General features: G+C 63.0%; 13 protein-coding genes, 2 tRNA genes and 2 pseudogenes. 13 read left to right on the top strand and 4 right to left on the bottom strand.

Annotation, left to right across the window (positions count from 1 at the left end; genetic code table 11):
- Positions 1-13: 13 nt before the first annotated feature.
- Together MNQ99_RS09340 and MNQ99_RS09345 are read left to right on the top strand one after the other, a co-directional pair.
- Positions 14-86, top strand: a tRNA-Ala gene (locus MNQ99_RS09340).
- A 74-nt stretch (positions 87-160) separates the two neighbouring features.
- Positions 161-236: transfer RNA gene (locus MNQ99_RS09345), tRNA-Ala, on the top strand.
- A gap of 100 nt (positions 237-336) precedes the next feature.
- On the opposite strand, the gene MNQ99_RS09350 is transcribed toward MNQ99_RS09345, so the two are convergent.
- A complete protein-coding gene (locus tag MNQ99_RS09350) occupies positions 337-1,536 on the bottom strand; it encodes a cysteine desulfurase-like protein (protein ID WP_241912752.1) in 1,200 nt (399 codons plus the stop codon).
- Positions 1,537-2,448: 912 nt separating this feature from the next.
- On the opposite strand from MNQ99_RS09350, the gene MNQ99_RS09355 reads away from it, so the two are divergent.
- From MNQ99_RS09355 to MNQ99_RS09375, 5 genes and pseudogenes are all read left to right on the top strand, one after another.
- On the top strand, positions 2,449-3,756 hold the full coding sequence (locus MNQ99_RS09355) for a quaternary amine ABC transporter ATP-binding protein (protein ID WP_241912753.1): 1,308 nt from the start codon (positions 2,449-2,451) through the stop codon (positions 3,754-3,756).
- On the top strand, positions 3,756-4,643 hold the full coding sequence (locus tag MNQ99_RS09360; protein ID WP_127513733.1) for an ABC transporter permease: 888 nt from the start codon (positions 3,756-3,758) through the stop codon (positions 4,641-4,643). The genes MNQ99_RS09355 and MNQ99_RS09360 overlap by 1 nt, the downstream gene beginning before the upstream one ends.
- A 59-nt stretch (positions 4,644-4,702) precedes the next feature.
- A complete protein-coding gene (locus tag MNQ99_RS09365; RefSeq protein WP_241912754.1) occupies positions 4,703-5,608 on the top strand; it encodes a glycine betaine ABC transporter substrate-binding protein in 906 nt (301 codons plus the stop codon).
- Positions 5,609-6,023: 415 nt separating this feature from the next.
- Positions 6,024-6,479, top strand: a pseudogene (locus MNQ99_RS09370) (SRPBCC family protein); the annotation flags it as partial.
- A gap of 54 nt (positions 6,480-6,533) precedes the next feature.
- The gene (locus tag MNQ99_RS09375; RefSeq protein WP_241915321.1) at positions 6,534-6,935 is read left to right on the top strand and encodes a VOC family protein; all 402 of its coding nucleotides are present in this window, start codon (positions 6,534-6,536) and stop codon (positions 6,933-6,935) included.
- 19 nt (positions 6,936-6,954) lie between these two features.
- Here the strand turns inward: MNQ99_RS09375 and MNQ99_RS09380 are convergent, their stop codons facing one another.
- A complete protein-coding gene (locus MNQ99_RS09380; RefSeq protein WP_127513740.1) occupies positions 6,955-7,878 on the bottom strand; it encodes a LysR family transcriptional regulator in 924 nt (307 codons plus the stop codon).
- 648 nt (positions 7,879-8,526) lie between these two features.
- On the opposite strand from MNQ99_RS09380, the gene nrdH reads away from it, so the two are divergent.
- The 5 genes from nrdH (at position 8,527) to MNQ99_RS09405 (ending at position 12,967) form a co-directional block, all read left to right on the top strand.
- Entirely contained in the window at positions 8,527-8,769 is a 243-nt protein-coding gene (nrdH, locus tag MNQ99_RS09385) for a glutaredoxin-like protein NrdH (RefSeq protein WP_127513743.1), read from the top strand.
- Positions 8,770-8,800: 31 nt separating this feature from the next.
- Positions 8,801-9,286, top strand: coding sequence for a class Ib ribonucleoside-diphosphate reductase assembly flavoprotein NrdI (gene nrdI / locus MNQ99_RS09390; RefSeq protein WP_422387442.1), 486 nt, complete (start codon positions 8,801-8,803; stop codon positions 9,284-9,286).
- Between the two features lie 17 nt (positions 9,287-9,303).
- Complete coding sequence (nrdE, locus tag MNQ99_RS09395; RefSeq protein WP_277883627.1) at positions 9,304-11,424, top strand: class 1b ribonucleoside-diphosphate reductase subunit alpha; 2,121 nt, start codon at positions 9,304-9,306, stop codon at positions 11,422-11,424.
- Between the two features lie 165 nt (positions 11,425-11,589).
- Positions 11,590-12,567, top strand: a complete 978-nt coding sequence (gene nrdF / locus MNQ99_RS09400; RefSeq protein ID WP_127513744.1) for a class 1b ribonucleoside-diphosphate reductase subunit beta — start codon at positions 11,590-11,592, stop codon at positions 12,565-12,567.
- Between the two features lie 190 nt (positions 12,568-12,757).
- Positions 12,758-12,967, top strand: coding sequence for a hypothetical protein (locus MNQ99_RS09405; protein WP_241912755.1), 210 nt, complete (start codon positions 12,758-12,760; stop codon positions 12,965-12,967).
- A gap of 536 nt (positions 12,968-13,503) precedes the next feature.
- Here MNQ99_RS09405 and MNQ99_RS09410 read toward each other — a convergent pair.
- Complete coding sequence (locus MNQ99_RS09410) at positions 13,504-15,684, bottom strand: copper-translocating P-type ATPase (protein WP_241912756.1); 2,181 nt, start codon at positions 15,682-15,684, stop codon at positions 13,504-13,506.
- Between the two features lie 65 nt (positions 15,685-15,749).
- Positions 15,750-15,947, bottom strand: a complete 198-nt coding sequence (locus tag MNQ99_RS09415) for a heavy-metal-associated domain-containing protein (RefSeq protein ID WP_277883527.1) — start codon at positions 15,945-15,947, stop codon at positions 15,750-15,752.
- Positions 15,948-16,381: 434 nt separating this feature from the next.
- On the opposite strand from MNQ99_RS09415, the pseudogene MNQ99_RS09420 reads away from it, so the two are divergent.
- A pseudogene (locus MNQ99_RS09420) lies at positions 16,382-16,803 on the top strand (four-helix bundle copper-binding protein).
- Positions 16,804-16,959 lie beyond the last annotated feature (156 nt).

Below are 16,959 nucleotides of genomic sequence, written 5' to 3' on the forward strand. Positions count from 1 at the left end.
CCGCAAGGACAACGGGGCTGTGGCGCAGCTGGTAGCGCACCTGCATGGCATGCAGGGGGTCAGGGGTTCGAGTCCCCTCAGCTCCACTCGTGAAGACACCATCGGTGATATTCACGCTGTGGAATAACCGCTGACACGTCGGCAAAGACTTCCATTTCAAGGGGCTGTGGCGCAGCTGGTAGCGCACCTGCATGGCATGCAGGGGGTCAGGGGTTCGAGTCCCCTCAGCTCCACCAAGGTGATGAGTTGAGACATCCCTCGCGGATGACTCCGGTCATCGTTTGACACCCCGGTCTTCGGACCGGGGTGTTTTCGTTTGTCTGGGTTGCACCGTCCTCAGAGGAACTCCGACAGCGCAGTGATCAGTCGGTCGACCTCGGCGTCGTCGTTGTAGGGGGCGAGTCCGATGCGCATGCCGGCATCGACGGTGAGGTTGAGGGCTTGGAAGGGCTCGTGGGCATAGAAGTTGCCGACAGGGGCGTGGATGTCGCCGTCCGCGAGGAACCGGGAGGCCTCAGCGGCGTTCTTGTCGCGGAAGGTGAAGAACAGCGTCGGCGTGCGATCGGAGGCGGTCGAGTGGACGGTAACGCGGTCCCCGAGACTGGCGATACCTTCTTCGATGCGGTGACGTAGGCGCAATTCGTGCTGCTCGATGAGGTGGTGGGCGGCGATAAGCCGTTCCCGGCGGGTGCCGTCGACCGGTGCGAGGCCGGCGATGAAGTCCACGGCCGCCGTCGTGCCGGTCATGATCTCGTAGGGCAGGGTGCCGAGCTCGAATCGCTCGGGGACGTTGTTGGTAGAGGGGAGCAGCTTGTCGGGTTTCAGGGTTTCCAGCAGGGCGGGGTCGGCGGCGAGAGCGGCGCAGTGCGGTCCGAAGAACTTATACGGCGAGCAAGTGAAGAAGTCCGCGCCCAGTGCCTTGATGTCAACTGCGGTGTGGGCAGTGTAATGGACGCCGTCGACGTAGACGAGGGCACCGACTTCGTGCGCGCGTGCCGCGATTCGGGCGACGGGGGGCTTGGTGCCTAGCAGGTTGGAAGCGGCTGTGACGGCGACCAGGCGGGTGCGCTCATTGACGATCTCGCCGAGCCCGGACAGGTCAAGTTCTGCGGTGGCGGGGTCGAGCGGAATCCAGCGGACGGTGACCCCCGCTGTCTGGGCGGCTTGGAGCCAGGGGCGGATGTTGGAGTCGTGGTCGAGACCCGTGACGACGATCTCGCCACCTGGTTTCCAGGTCTTCGCCAAAGTGCGCGAGAAGTCGTAGGCGATCTGGGTGGCGCTGCGCCCATAGACGATCCCCTCGGGCGAGGCGCCGAGCAGGTCGGCTACGGCGGTGCGGAAACCTTCCACGGCGTTCTCGGCGTTGCCTTCGCTGGCGACCAGTGTGCCGCGGTTGGACAACGGGCCGGTCAGGGTGCGGGCTATCGCCTCTCCCACGACCGCCGGAGTCTGGGTGCCTCCGGGGCCATCGAAATGGGCCAGTCCAGACGTCAGCGACGGGAACTCGGCGCGTATGGCGGAAACGTCGTACGTCATGCTTCTCCTCAGGTCGAGTGTGCTTGTCCTGTAAAAGGGGCGGTGCGTGGTCGGGATAATGCGCGCGCAGAGGGGCAACTCTGCTTGTCGGCCATGATGATCGCGGCTTGCTCGCGTGTGTCGAGCGTTACACCACTCGCGTCGTTTGCCAAGCAGACTTCCATGTCGATTCGATATCACCTCCGCGAGCTATGGCGCTGAGCGGCGGCCTGCTTGGCTGCCGGGCGCTTTCTGAAGGGAGGCAGGCGGGTGTCTTCCCGCGGTTTCCCGAAGGCCCTAACGACGCCGTGTGCGAGGGCACCGAAGTTGATCATTCGTCGGCCAGCAAGGGCCTGTTCTGTCGTGCCCGGAAGTGCGCCGGTCCGAGCCGGACCCCTCGGGCCGGTGCTGATTCGTGGACCGGCGGAGAACGCTTCGAGAGTGCCCGCCCGCCTGCGGGGGAACGGACAGCCACGGTCGTCCCGTACTAGTGAGGCAAATGTGTTGCGCAGGACGCACCCAATTGCCAAAAACGCCGGTTTGCCGCGCCGGTGGTCACGATGGCATAACTCCTTCCCAGCCCCGGGATTTCAGGGCCAAACCGCTGCTAGCCTGCAATGACTTTACCGATTTCAGTCCAATATTCAGCTCAGAGTGAACAGCGGATTGTTACGGTGGGGGACGAACAACCAGTAATACGAACAGCATGTGGCCAAGCCACGAAGACCCGTGGCAGAAGTCCACATGTGCTGGACGTCGAACTGGCGGTTGGGGGAGCTTCCCGTCATCGCTTCGGCGAAACCGTCTTTCTGGGCGCCGTGACCGCGGCAACCAGGAGCCTATGAGTTTGACGCGTGTATTTGTCCGCAGACCAAGCACCAATCGTTGCAAAACCGTCCGCTCCTGGCGGCGCCGCAGCGTAGATGGGCCGTAGTGAACGAACAAATCGCACTGAGCGTACAAAATGTCTACAAGGTCTTCGGTAAACGACCGGCCGAAGCCGTCAAGCGCCTGAAAGCCGGAAAGACGCGCGAGGAGGTCTCCGCTCTGGGGACCGCCGCGGTGATCGACGCGTCGTTCGACGTCCGGGCCGGCGAAATTTTCGTGGTGATGGGGCTCTCCGGCTCCGGCAAGTCGACGTTGATCCGCACCCTCAACGGGCTGCAGCCGCAGACCGCGGGCAGCGTGGTGGTCGGCGGCACGGATATTTCGACCATCTCCGACGGCGAGCTCCGGAAGGTCCGGCAGCAAAAGATCTCGATGGTGTTCCAGCACTTCGCCCTGATGCCGCACCGCACCGTGGCGGACAACGCCGCCTACGCCCTCGAGGTTCAGGGCGTGGCCAAGGCCGAACGGCTGGCCCGGGCCGAGAAGGTGCTGAAGCTGGTGGGGCTGGAAGGCTGGGGCGACAAGTTCCCGGCTGAACTCTCCGGCGGTATGCAGCAGCGCGTCGGGCTGGCCCGTGCGCTGTGCGCGGAGACCGACATTCTGTTGATGGACGAAGCCTTCTCCGCCCTGGACCCGCTGATCCGCCGCGAAATGCAGGAACAGTTGGTCGCACTGCAGGCGGACCTGGGCAAGACCATTGTGTTCATCACGCACGACCTGAACGAGGCCATGTTCCTGGGCGACCGGATCGCGGTGATGCGAGACGGCCGGATTGTGCAGATCGGCACCCCCGACGACATCCTGACTCACCCCGCGAATGATTACGTGGCGCAGTTCGTCCAGGATGTGGACCGGACACGGGTGCTGACCGCCGGATCGGTGATGGAGCCGGCCCGCGCCGTCGTCAATCTCTCGGGCGGACCGCGGAACGCGCTGCGCACCATGCGCGACCTGCAGACTTCGGCAGCCTTCGTAGTGGACCGGCGACGAACCTTCTTCGGCACGGTACGCGACCGGGATGTGATGCATCTGGTCGAATCGCGGGCGCCGGACTTGGCCGCCGCGGTCCGCAACGGCAACGGGCCGGTGCGTGCCGAGACCCCGCTCTCGGAGCTCTTTGGCCTGGCCGTGGAGAGTCCCATCCCGCTGCCCGTGGTCGACGACGAGGGCCGGCTGGTGGGCGTGATACCCCGGGTGACGCTGCTGGCGGCCCTGGGCAACGTGCCCTCCAGCACCACAGACATTCCGATCGTCGAAAGCGCTCCCGCGCCGATTCCCGAACAGGAAGTCACGCGCACTCTCAACAAGACATCGATGGATGTCACGACATCGGCTGAAGGGGGAACCCGCTAATGGATCTCGAATTCCGCATCCCGCTGGGCGACTGGGTCGACGTCGCTCTTGACTGGCTGTTGGCGACCTTTGCCGGTGTCTTCGCCTTCATCCGCAGCGTCTTCCTGGGCGCTTACGACAGCCTGGAGTGGCTGCTCATCACGCCTCCGTCATTGGTGATTATCATCGTGTTCGCTGCCATCGCTTACGCGGCCAAGGGCTGGAAGCTGGCACTGGGGACCGCGGTGGGCTTCCTGCTGATTGTCGGCGTGAACCAGTGGGACCACGCCATGGAGTCGTTCGCGCTGGTCATCGTGGCCACCGTGGTGGCGATTGTTATCAGCGTCCCGGCGGGCATACTGGCCGCCAGTTCCGCCACCGCCTCGGCCATCATCCGGCCGATTCTGGACTTCATGCAGACCATGCCCGCCATGGTGTACCTGATTCCCGCCCTGGTGATGTTCCGGGTGGGCGTGGTTCCCGGCATCATCGCCACCATCATCTTCTCCATGGCACCCGGTGTGCGGTTCACCGAGCTGGGCATCCGCGGGGTGGACAAGGAAGTGGTGGAGGCGGGATACGCCTTCGGTTCCAGCCCCGGCAGCATCCTGCGCAAGATCCAACTGCCGCTGGCCATGCCCACGATCATGGCCGGCATCAACCAGGTGATCATGCTGGCCCTGTCCATGGTGGTCATCGCCGGCATGGTCGGCGCCGGCGGGTTGGGCGGCGAAGTGGTCGCCAGCCTGAACCGGATCGACGCCGGCCTCGGTTTCGAAGCCGGACTGGCCGTGGTCATCCTCGCCATCTTCCTGGACCGAGTAACCGCCAGCGTGGGCAAGGCCTCGCGGCCCGGCGGGCGCCAGCGCGCCGGCCGGCCGGCGAAACAAAGTCTGCAGAACGCCTGACACGCGTAGCTCCAAGACCAATCAACGTGCCCTCAGCGGGCATAACGAAGGGGAACAATATGAAGCACTACAGCAAGCTCGCGGCCGTAGCCGCCGTGGCAGCGCTCGGACTGACTGCCTGCGGCAGCGGTGGCGAGGCCGGCGGGCAGGCAGCCAGCGGCCTGGATAACGGCGACCAGCAGGACGTCACCATCGCTGTCTTCAACGGCTGGGATGAGGGCATCGCCGCGTCGGAACTGTGGAAGGCCATCCTGGAGGAGAAGGGCTACAAGGTCACGCTGGAATATGCCGACCCGGCCCCGGTCTTCTCCGGCCTGTCCACGGGAGACTATGACCTGACGCTGGATACCTGGCTGCCGGTCACGCACGAAAGCTATTTGGAAGAGTACGGCGACAAGATCACCGAACTGGGCCAGTGGAACGACGAAGCCAAGCTGACCATCGCGGTGAACGAGGACGCCCCGGTCGACTCGCTCAAGGACCTTGCCGCCAACGCCGACAAGTTCGACAATCGACTGGTGGGCATCGAGCCCGGCGCCGGCCTGACCGAGGCCACCACCAAGAACGTCATCCCGACCTACGGCCTGGACAAGATGGAGTACCTGACCTCATCGACCCCGGCCATGCTCTCCGAGCTGAAGTCGGCCACCGCCGCCGGCGAGAACATCGCCGTCACCCTGTGGCGCCCGCACTGGGCCTACGATGCCTTTCCGCTGAAGGACCTTGAAGATCCCGAGGGAACCCTCGGCGACACCGAGGGCATCTACGCCTACTCCAGCACCAGCTTCGCAGAGGACTTCCCGACGCTGGCCGGTTGGCTGAAGGACTTCAAGATGGACTCCGAGACGCTGTACTCGCTGGAGAACGCCATGTTCAACGAGGCAGACACCGACGACTACGGCCCGGTCGTGGAAAAGTGGATCGGCGAAAACCAGGAGTATGTGGACGGCCTGACCGCCAAGTAAGGCAGCCCAGCCCTCCACCAGTAACAAGCACGGCGCCGCCGGATCCCGTTCACCGCGGGAACCGGCGGCGCCTGCCGTTTGGCTCTTGCCCAAACAACGACGGCGGTGCCCGGCTACCTTGTATTCGCCCTGTTGCGAAATTACGCTAAAGCGCAATGAGGCAAATTGAGCCACCCGCACTCAATCAGCGTGCGATCCGTATCACGCTATGTGAAGTGTTTGCGCAGGCCGGATACCACTAAAGCCAGATCCGCTCAGAGCAGGAACTGCCGCCTACAACCCGCGTCGCTACAGCGGGTTGAGGAATGGATGCACCCGTACGGCGATTTCCTGGGCACCCGCTAGATCGTCTTGACGCCCAGCTCTCCATGACGCCAGACCGACCAGATGAGCTCACAGAACCGAGGGATAGATGATGGCCGACTTCTCAACACAGGACCGAAGCTTCACGTTTACTCGCGTTTTGGCTGCATCGCGTCGTGCCGTGTTCACCGCTTGGACCGACCCTGAGCACCTCGGCTGGTTCTACAATCCCGACATGCCCAAGCCCACCACCCCCATCGAGGTCGACCTCCGGGTGGGGGGAACGTGGAAACAGCAGATGATCGTTAATGAAGACCTAAGCTACCCCACCGGGGGGATCTACCTGGAGATAGTTCCCGACGAACGACTCGTATTCCGCTGGGGAGCCGTCGGAGGGTGGCCCGAACTCGATGGCGGGAACGAACAAGATGCCCCTGTCGTCACGGTGCAGCTCAACGACCTCGGCACGGATACGGAGCTCGTCCTCACCGTTCAGTTTCCCGCGAGCCTCGACGTCGAAGAGGTGCAAACACTCATTCTCGGTGGCACCCGGGAGGGCTGGCGGGCCACCATTGACCGGGTAAATGACAGTACCGCATTGACCAGCAGGACTGACGGGCACATGGCGGGGCCTCAGCTCTATATCTGTTTCCCCGGGACAGCACGGGAAGCACTGAACTTCTACAAAGACGTTTTCGGCGGTGAGCTTTCGCTTCACACGTACGAGGACTTCGGCAGGAGCGACGGCCCGCCGGACGCCATAGCTCATGGAATGCTCAACGGCGTCATTGCCCTGGCCGGATCGGACGCAGCCGAAGGCCAATCAACGGTCCGGCTCGAAGGCATCATGCTGTCGTTGCTGGGAACCGCCGAACCGACGGTGCTGCATGAATGGTTCGACAAACTTTCCGTTGACGGCTCGGTGGTCGATCCCCTCGCGCCAAAGCCATGGGGTGCGTCAGATGGCCAAGTCATCGATCGTCACGGACTGTACTGGCTCGTCGGATACGAACCTAGCGCGTGAGCGACGGCGGGTGTTGCCATCAGGCGCGCCGGGTGGTGATGCTCATGTCGCGCAGGATCAAGGACAGCTGGTCCATGAACAGGCCCAGCTGCGCGTTCTGCCTGTCGTTGGTCAGCAGCGCGAAGATGTTTCGGGCCAACCGGATTTCCGGAACGTCCAACACCACGATTCCGTCCGGTCCGTTGTGCATGGCCAGCTCCGGAACCAGCGCGGCACCCAGCCCGGCACCGGCCATGGCCAGACTGGCATTGAAGTCGTCGCAGTAGGCCACCACGCGCGGATGAAGGTTGCAGCTGGCAAAGAGCCGCTCTATCACGGTGGCGTCCGCCGTGCCCGGGTGGTGCATGATCCACGGCATCTCGGCCAGCTGCGACGCCGTCACGGAGGCACCGGGACGGATGCCCCACGATTCGGGCAATACCACTCGGAAATTATCGTCGCCGATCCACTGCCGGCTCACAGTATTGGGCCAGGCCAAACCGCCCTGGCCCACCTGGAATACCAGCGCGACGTCGAGTCCGCCGCCGGCCCGAAGCCCCTGGATCGTCTGTCCGGGCTCGGCGACCGATACTTTGAGATTGATTCCCAGGCCCGGCCATTCAGGTGCCTGCAAGAGGCGGGGGAGTACGTACGTGGCCAGGCTGGGGAAGATGCCCAATCGGATTTCCTGCGTGCTGGTGTCTTGGCTGCGGGCGGTGGCAGCCAGCAGGGCATCGATGTCCGTCAGCACCTTGGCCGCGTGCCGGGACATCACCAGTGCCGTTTCGGTCGGCTGAACGCTGCGAGCCGATCGCTCAAACAGTTTGGCGCCCGTCTCGCGCTCCAGGGCGGACATCTGCTGCGACACCGCCGAGGCCGTATAGCCCAGGTTGGCGGCTGCTGCGGCGAACGATCCGCGCCGGGTCACTTCGAGCAGCGTGCGCAGGTGCACCGTGTTGACCATCAGCTCTCCTGTTGCATGTGGGTGATTGAGCCCAGCCTACCTTGGGCTGCTGGTGCGGCTCGGGGCTCACCGGTCCTGGCCGAGGGGCCGCCTCGACGGGGAGGGCATCGCGGGCCCCGATTCGCCGGCCGGAGGAATGTGCCGGCGTCTTGGAGTGTTGTTTTAAGAGGTGCGAAAAGGTCTCGCCGGGGGACAGGCACTGGGTTGGGTCGGCCCTCATGCCGTGGCACCGAAGTGTCCGACGTACCCGCTACCGTTCTGATCACTCATCGGGCGGTGAGCGCGGACACCCTCCGGACCAGGGACCACAACATCTAGTGGCGGCAGCACTACGAGCGACACGCCGAGGAAGCGGCGACACGATACTTTCCCAAGCTGTGGGCAGGGAATCCACAGGCTGTGGACGGCGGATCGAGAAGGCCGGAATATCAACTGTTTAACCACCGAAAGATATCCCCATGGGCTGTGGACGAAGCTGGGAATGGAATGACATACTTGTAATACATCATCTTGGGGTTCCGATCGGCCGGGTCCACTAGATGTAGTATTGGAGCAGCTGTTGGGCAGTGAGTCCGGGTCCTTCCTGGGGAGGCCGCGCAGCCAAGAAAACAGCAGAAACGTCGTACCGAAAATTAGGGGAGAAGGACCATGACTGTAACGGTTTACACCAAGCCAGCATGCGTGCAATGCAACGCCACGTACCGGGCTCTGGACAAGAAGGGCATCGCCTACCAGAGCGTTGACCTGTCCCAGGATCCTGAAGCGCTGGAGCGTGTCCGTTCCCTTGGTTACATGCAGGCCCCTGTGGTTGTCACCGAGCAGGACCACTGGTCCGGCTTCCGCCCCGACAAGATCGAGGAGCTGGCCCAGGCCGCCGCTTCCGTAGCCTGACCTGCACCAAGCGAAATCAGATGCACACGTCATGACCGAGCTGCTGATGAGTGAGGACGCCAGGCCGCAGCAGGCAGGTCCGGCGGACGGCGGCACAGCCGATACGGACCTGATCTACTTCTCCTCGGCCTCCGGCTACACGGACCGCTTCATGCAGAAGCTGGGACTGCCGGCGGCACGGATCCCGCTGCGCACCCAGCAGGAGACCCTGCAAGCGCTCCGGCCGTTCGTGCTGGTGTTGCCCACCTATGGCGGGGAATCCGGCAGGAACTCGATTCCACCGCAGGTTATTAAATTCCTCAATCGCGAGGAGAACCGGCGGCTGCTGCGCGGCGTGATCGGTGCCGGCAACACGAATTTCGGCACAACCTACTGCCTGGCGGCGGAGAAAATCGCAGCAAAGTGCCAGGTGCCCCTTCTCTATCGATTCGAACTCATGGGCACGTCCGAGGACGTAGACCGGGTCAAGCAAGGATTGGAACTCTTTTGGAAACAACAGTTGCACACGCGGCCGTAGCCGACGCCAAGGCAGAGTTGCCGGCCGCCTTCAAGGGGCTGGGCTACCACGAGCTCAACGCCATGCTTAACCTTTACGGCCCGGACGGCAAGATCCAGTTCGAAGCCGACCGCGAGGCTGCCCACCAGTACTTCCTGCAGCACGTTAACAACAACACGGTCTTCTTCCACGATCTGGAAGAGAAGCTCGACTACCTGATCAAGAACGAGTACTACGAGCGCGAAACGCTTGACCAGTACACGATGAACTTCATCCGCTCGCTCTACGACCGGGCCTACAAGAAGAAGTTCCGCTTCGAGACCTTCCTGGGCGCGTTCAAGTTCTACACGTCCTACACACTGAAGACGTTTGACGGCAAGCGTTTCCTGGAGCGGTACGAAGACCGTGTCTGCATGGTGGCCCTGCACCTGGCCCGCGGCGACGAGGCCATGGCCACCCAGTTGGTGGACGAGATCATCGACGGCCGCTTCCAGCCGGCCACCCCGACCTTCCTCAACGCGGGCAAGGCCCAGCGCGGCGAGCTGGTCTCCTGCTTCCTGCTGCGCATCGAAGACAACATGGAGTCGATCGCCCGCGGCATCAACTCCGCCCTGCAGCTGTCCAAGCGCGGCGGCGGCGTGGCGCTGTCGCTGACCAACATCCGCGAGCACGGCGCACCGATCAAGCAGATCGAAAACCAGTCCTCCGGCGTCATCCCGGTCATGAAGCTGCTCGAAGACAGCTTCTCCTACGCCAACCAACTCGGCGCCCGCCAGGGTGCCGGCGCGGTGTACGTGCATGCCCACCACCCGGACATCTACCGCTTCCTGGACACCAAGCGCGAGAACGCGGACGAGAAGATCCGCATCAAGACGCTCTCGCTCGGCGTGGTCGTCCCGGACATCACCTTCGAGCTGGCCAAGAAGAACGAGGACATGTACCTGTTCTCCCCGTACGACGTCGAGCGCGTCTATGGTGTGCCGTTCTCGGACATCTCCGTCACGGAGAAGTACTACGAGATGGTCGACGACAGCCGGATCAAGAAGACCAAGATCAGCTCCCGCGAGTTCTTCCAGACGCTGGCCGAGATCCAGTTCGAATCGGGTTACCCGTACATCATGTTCGAGGACACGGTGAACCGGGCCAACCCGATCGACGGCAAGGTCATCATGTCCAACCTGTGCTCGGAGATCCTGCAGGTTTCGTCGCCGTCGCTGTACAACGAGGACCTGACCTACGCCGAGATCGGCAAGGACATCTCCTGCAACCTCGGCTCGATGAACATCGCCAAGACCATGGACTCGCCCGACTTCGGCACCTCCATCGAGACCGCCATCCGTGCGCTCACCGCCGTGTCGGACATGTCCTACATCAACTCGGTGCCCTCCATCGCCGAAGGCAACCTGCAGTCGCACGCCATCGGCCTGGGCCAGATGAACCTGCACGGCTACCTGGCCCGCGAGCGGGTGCACTACGGTTCCGAAGAGGGCCTGGACTTCACCAACATCTACTTCTACACCGTGCTGTTCCACGCCCTGCGTGCCTCGAACAAGCTGGCGATTGAACACCGCCAGACGTTCGGCGGCTTCGAGAAGTCCAAGTACGCCTCCGGCGAGTTCTTCGACAAGTACACCGAGCAGGAGTGGCTGCCGCAGACCGAGCGGGTCAAGGAACTGTTTGCGGAGGTGGAAATCCCCAGCCAGGCAGACTGGCGGGAGCTGAAGGCTTCGGTGATGGAGCACGGCATCTACAACCAGAACCTGCAGGCCGTTCCGCCGACCGGTTCGATCTCCTACATCAACAACTCCACCTCCTCGATCCACCCGGTGGCGTCCAAGATCGAGATCCGCAAGGAAGGCAAGCTGGGACGCGTGTACTACCCGGCGCCGTACCTGACCAACGACAACCTGGAGTACTACCAGGACGCGTACGAAATCGGCTACGAGAAGATCATCGACACCTACGCCGCGGCTACCCAGCACGTGGACCAGGGCCTGTCGCTGACGCTGTTCTTCAAGGACACCGCTTCCACCCGCGACATCAACAAGGCGCAGATCTACGCTTGGCGCAAGGGCATCAAGACCATCTACTACATCCGGCTCCGCCAGCTCGCGCTGGAAGGAACCGAAGTAGAGGGTTGCGTCAGCTGCATGCTGTAGCAGCCCCGGACAACTGAAAAGTACGACGGCGGGTGCCCGCCCGCCGTCGTACGGGCACCGACGGGGCGCCGGCAATCCGGCCCACCCGCGGGCGACCGCCGGCCGCACCACGGCCGGCATTCGGGCATCATGGAACAACACAGACTTTGGGAAGAAGGGGACGCGATGTCAGCCGAGAAGGTCAAGCTTCTGCACCACGTGGAAGCGATCAACTGGAACCGGATCGAGGACGAGAAGGACGTTGAGGTCTGGAACCGGCTCTGCAACAACTTCTGGCTGCCCGAGAAGGTCCCGCTGTCCAATGACGTCCAGTCCTGGAACACGCTGACCCCGGACGAGCAGACGCTGACCATGCGCGTCTTCACCGGCCTGACCCTGCTGGACACCATCCAGGGCACCGTGGGCGCGGTCAGCCTGATCCCGGATGCGCTGACCCCGCACGAGGAAGCCGTCTACACGAACATCGCGTTCATGGAATCCGTGCACGCCAAGAGCTACTCGTCGATCTTCTCCACGCTGTGCTCCACCAAGGAGATTGACGAAGCCTTCCGCTGGTCCACCGAGAATGAGAATCTGCAGAAGAAAGCGCAGATCATCATGGACTACTACCAGGGCGACGATCCGCTCAAGCGCAAGGTCGCGTCCACGCTGCTGGAATCCTTCCTGTTCTACTCCGGCTTCTACCTGCCGATGTACTGGTCCTCGCGCGCCAAGCTGACGAACACCGCCGACCTGATCCGGCTGATCATCCGGGACGAGGCCGTGCACGGCTACTACATCGGCTACAAGTTCCAGCGCAGCCTGGAAAAGGTCAGCGAGGAGCGCCGCGCAGAGCTGAAGGACTACACCTTCGAGCTGCTCTATGAGCTCTACGAGAACGAGGTGCAGTACACCCACGACCTCTACGATTCCGTTGGCCTGGCCGAGGATGTCAAGAAGTTCCTGAATTACAACGCCAACAAGGCGCTGATGAACCTCGGCTACGAGGCCATGTTCCCGTCCACCGTCACGGACGTGAACCCGGCCATCCTCTCCGCCCTGAGCCCCAACGCCGACGAGAACCACGACTTCTTCTCCGGCTCCGGCTCATCCTACGTGATCGGCAAGGCTGTCAACACCGAAGACGAGGACTGGGACTTCTAGATCGTCGTCGTCATCGTCGTTGTGAAGAAGTGAGATCCCGATCTATCTGAGCAATTTCGCCCTATTTGGGCAAAATCGTCTGCCTATCTGAGCAATGCTCAGATAGGCAGACGAAGTTGCGGGCAGCGGGGAAGCTCGCGGAAGCGGGAATAGTGCTTGTCAGCGAGGTTGTGGCCGCGAGGAGGCGGACATGGAAGACCTGCTCGAGCCTAGCTTCTACCTGAAACTGGTCAACGGTGCTTACGCCATGCACATGGATGGGCAAAATATCAAAATTGCGGACCTGCCCGCTGGCGACCGCATAACCCACCGGATCAGCGCGGTACTAAAGGAACGCAAAATTAACAAGGGTCGCCTGAACCACTACACTCCGGCGAAATATCTTCTGCAGAAGCAGTGAACTCTGAAGATTCCGGCGTCAACACTGGATCGCGCAGAGCTACTGATGAAGCAAATTAACGCATTTCTCTCACCTAGTTCAAGGGTAGTGGGAGTGCAGACCCAAGAACTGGAAGCTAAACCGTTTCGCTGCTTGGCGCCAACTCGCGTCTAGGAACTCCAGGTAGTCCGGCGTGCGCCGCCAATCTGATACCCGAAACCGAAGCTCCCAAAGGCCTGTGTATGCTCGAAGCAGCAATGCACCAAAGATGCTCGGAAGAACAGAATACTTGTACGTTCTGAGTATCAAATTACTCATGAGGCCCAAGAGGCTATCAGTTCAGTAGTGCTGAGAGAGTAGGGCACGAGGCAGAGATCTCATATCGGACGATGACCCCGTCCGAAGTAGAAACAACCGCTTCCTCAGAGAACAGTTGGCTAGGATCGGGACGCACTAATTGCGTTGATGCACAAATTGCCTTGGTTCCCGTCTCGTGCTTCAACCCTGTATTCAGCGGTAGCCGGCTCCGGCGTTCCGCGGGCCCCCCGAGCGTGGAGTTACCGCAGGGCCTCCGTGTCTAGGTTGATGCGCCGCAGCAGTTGGGCGTTGAGCGCGACAACGATGGTGGAGACGGACATCAGGATCGCCGCCACGGCAGGAGAGATCGCGACGCCGGTGAAGGCGAGCACGCCGGCGGCCAGCGGCACGGCGATGATGTTGTAGCCGGTGGCCCAGATCAGGTTCTGGATCATCTTCCGGTAGCTGGCGCGTGACAGGTCGATCATCGACAGCACCGAGCGCGGGTCGTTGCCGGCCAGCACGACGCCGGCCGATTCCATGGCCACGTCGGTGCCGGCGCCGATGGCGATGCCGACCTCGGAGCGGGCAAGCGCAGGTGAGTCGTTGACGCCGTCGCCAACCATGGCCACCTTCAGCCCGCGCTGCTGCAGCTCGATGACCTTCTTGTCCTTATCCTGCGGCAGCACCTCGGCGAAGACCTCGTCAATACCCAGGTCCCTGCCCACGGCGTCGGCGACTTGGCGGGCGTCGCCGGTGATCATGGCGACCTTGACACCGCGCTCCTGCAGCGCCTTCACGGCTGCCCGGGACTCCGGCCGCACCTTGTCTTCCAGGGCCAGCGCGCCGATGATCCTTCCGTCGCGGACCACATGCAGCACGCCGGCGCCTCGGCCCATCCAGGCCTCGGTTTCCCTTGCGATGTCTCCGGGCTCGATGAGGTTCAGCTCACGAAGCATGTTCGGCCCGCCAACGGAGACCTCGGCCCCGTTCACCGTGGCGCGGACACCCCGCCCGGTACTTGACGTGAAGTTGCTGCCGGACAGACCCAGCCGGACCGCTCCGGGGTTCTCCGCTGCGGCCTTAACGATTGCCCGGGCCACAGGGTGTTCGCTATCCGATTCGGCGGCCGCGGCCAAGGCGAGCAGCTCAGCCTCGGTGACGCCCTGAGCAGAGGTGACTGCGGTGACGGCGTGCTCACCTTCGGTCAAGGTGCCGGTCTTGTCGAACAGGACCACGTCGATGGTGCGCATCCGCTCCAGCGCCATTCGGTTCTTGATCAGTACGCCAGATCGTGCGGCGCGTTCGGTGGAGATAGCAATGACCAGCGGAATAGCCAACCCCAGGGCATGCGGGCAGGCAATGACCAGCACGGTGACCGTTCGGACCACCGCCTCATCCGGGCTGCCCAGGATCAGCCAAGCGGCGAAGGTGATGATGCCGGCAACCAGAGCGAAGTAGAACAGCAGGGCCGCAGCCCGATCGGCCAACGCCTGCGCCCTGGACGATGAGGCTTGGGCCTCGGCGACCAGGCGCTGGATACCGGCCAGCGCCGTGTCGGAACCGACGGCGCTGATTTGCACCCGCACCGCGTTGTCCGTGGCGACCGTACCTGCGACCACGGTATCCCCGGTGCCTCGGCCGACGGCCTTGGACTCACCGGTGATCATGGATTCGTCGAACTCGGCTTCGCCGTGAATGATCCGCCCGTCTGCCGGAACCCGGGCACCTGAGCGGACCAGGACGACATCCCCGGTGCCCAGCGAACCTGTTGGGACGGTGGTGACCGTCCCGTCGCCGTTGACCTTGTCGGCTTCATCCGGCAGCAGCGCGGCCAGGGCATCGAGGGCGCCCTGCGCGGAGCCGAGGGCGCGCATCTCCATCCAGTGGCCCAGCAGCATGATCACGATCAGCAGGGCCAGTTCCCACCAGAAGTCCAGGTCGAACCCGCCGATGCCCAGGGTTGTGATCCAGGAGGCGACGAAGGCGACGGTGATCGCCATGGCGATCAGGAGCATCATGCCCGGTTGCCGGGACTTCAGTTCCTTCAGCCCGCCCTTCAGGAACGGCATGCCCCCGTAGAAGAAGATGACCGTTCCGAGCACGGGCGGGATCCACGCTGCCCCGGGGAACTGCGGTATTTCGTAGCCCAGGAGCATCCCGAACATCGGGCTGAAAAACACCACCGGGACGGACAGGGCCAGGGATAGCCAGAACTTGTTCTTGAACATGGCGGTGCTGTGCCCTGCATGCTCGCCGTGTGTGTGGACGGCATGTTCCTCGTCCACCGCCGAATGCACGTCATGCCCTGCAGGCATGGCCTGCTCGTGCGTGTCATGATCGGTCCTGTCCGGGCCTTGGCCATCATGGCCCCGGTCAAGAACATGTTTCCGGGTGTGACCGGCGGAACCGTCGTCGTGATGCGAATGCTCGGCGTTCATTACTCCTCTTTCATGCCCGGCCGGCGCCTCACCGCCGGGCAGCCGCGCTCGGAAATCCGAAATCTTCAGGAAGTGATGAGTTCGTAGCCAGCCTCAGCAACAGCCGACCGCACCGTACCCTCGTCGAGGGGGAGCGAGGCAGCAAGGGTGACCGTAGAAATGCCGTCAGGGACCAGAGCGATCTGCACATCCCTGACCCCATCGAGTGCACTAAGTGCCTGGGCGACGCTGGAGGCGCAGTGCCCGCAGGTCATTCCCGCCACCCGGTACTCAGCCGTGGCCGCCAGTCCCGACGACTGCTCGGGTTGCCGGTGCCCGGCTTCGTTCCCGGACCCGCTCTCCGGAGCGCAGCAGGCGCAGCCGGAAGCGGAGGTGGTCGTCAGGGGAAGTCCGCGGTCAAGGGGCGCGCGCTCATGGTGTTCTCCTCACACTTCATTCGTGATGGCCGCGGGAATCGGGAACGCCGGGCCGCAAAGGGGATGACGTTCCGCCGCCGCAGCGGTGAGGACCTTCAATGCGTTGAAGCCCTAAGCGGGCCCGTGACGCTGGTTTCCGGTAACACAGTATCTATACCCCCTAGGGGTATAAGTCAAGCCGAACCTCCAGTATAGGTAGCCAGCACTCGAATAGTAAGGCTACTGTGCTTAAGTGGCGGCCGGCACCAGTCGGCTGCCACCCGACGAACAGGAGCCGGATCATGACGCACATCAGCTCAATGCTCGACACCTACCCGAAAGACCTGGGCGGAGTGGACCGTCAGAAACTCGCCGACTGCATTGCCGCCTGTTTCGAATGCACCCAGACCGCACCGCCTGCGCCGACGCCTGTCTCTCTGAGGACATGGTCTCGGACCTGACCAAGTGCATCCGCACCAACCTGGACTGCGCCGACATCTGCGCCACGACCGGCAACATCCTCTCCCGCCACACCGGCTACGACGCGAACATCACCAAAGCCGTCCTGGATGCCTGCCGGGCCGTCTGCAAGGCTTGCGCCGACGAATGTGAACAGCACGCCGAAATGCACGAACACTGCAAGGTGTGCGCAGACGCCTGCCGCCGTTGTGAAAAAGCCTGCGACGAGCTGCTGTCCTCCCTCGGCCGCGGCGCCTCCGAATAGGAAATAACCGGGAGCTTGCCGTCCTCCCTGTCATCGAGGACGGGGCCGCGCATCCCCGTTACCTTCGTAGTCCGGTCCTTTTGCAGGATTTAGGGGGCGCTGGCCGGCCGGTCACTGCATGGCTGTTGGTCCCGTTCACTGGACGAAGTAGGGCTG

The organism is Arthrobacter sulfonylureivorans (assembly GCF_022637435.1).
Taxonomy (GTDB): domain Bacteria; phylum Actinomycetota; class Actinomycetes; order Actinomycetales; family Micrococcaceae; genus Crystallibacter; species Crystallibacter sulfonylureivorans.

Coding starts and splice junctions, on each gene's coding strand:
- MNQ99_RS09350 (WP_241912752.1), bottom strand. CDS start 1,536: ATGACGTACGACGTTTCCGCCATACGCGCCGAGTTCCCGTCGCTGACG.
- MNQ99_RS09360 (WP_127513733.1), top strand. CDS start 3,756: ATGGATCTCGAATTCCGCATCCCGCTGGGCGACTGGGTCGACGTCGCT.
- MNQ99_RS09365 (WP_241912754.1), top strand. CDS start 4,703: ATGAAGCACTACAGCAAGCTCGCGGCCGTAGCCGCCGTGGCAGCGCTC.
- MNQ99_RS09375 (WP_241915321.1), top strand. CDS start 6,534: ATGGCGGGGCCTCAGCTCTATATCTGTTTCCCCGGGACAGCACGGGAA.
- MNQ99_RS09380 (WP_127513740.1), bottom strand. CDS start 7,878: ATGGTCAACACGGTGCACCTGCGCACGCTGCTCGAAGTGACCCGGCGC.
- nrdH (WP_127513743.1), top strand. CDS start 8,527: ATGACTGTAACGGTTTACACCAAGCCAGCATGCGTGCAATGCAACGCC.
- nrdI (WP_422387442.1), top strand. CDS start 8,801: ATGACCGAGCTGCTGATGAGTGAGGACGCCAGGCCGCAGCAGGCAGGT.
- nrdF (WP_127513744.1), top strand. CDS start 11,590: ATGTCAGCCGAGAAGGTCAAGCTTCTGCACCACGTGGAAGCGATCAAC.
- MNQ99_RS09405 (WP_241912755.1), top strand. CDS start 12,758: ATGGAAGACCTGCTCGAGCCTAGCTTCTACCTGAAACTGGTCAACGGT.
- MNQ99_RS09410 (WP_241912756.1), bottom strand. CDS start 15,684: ATGAACGCCGAGCATTCGCATCACGACGACGGTTCCGCCGGTCACACC.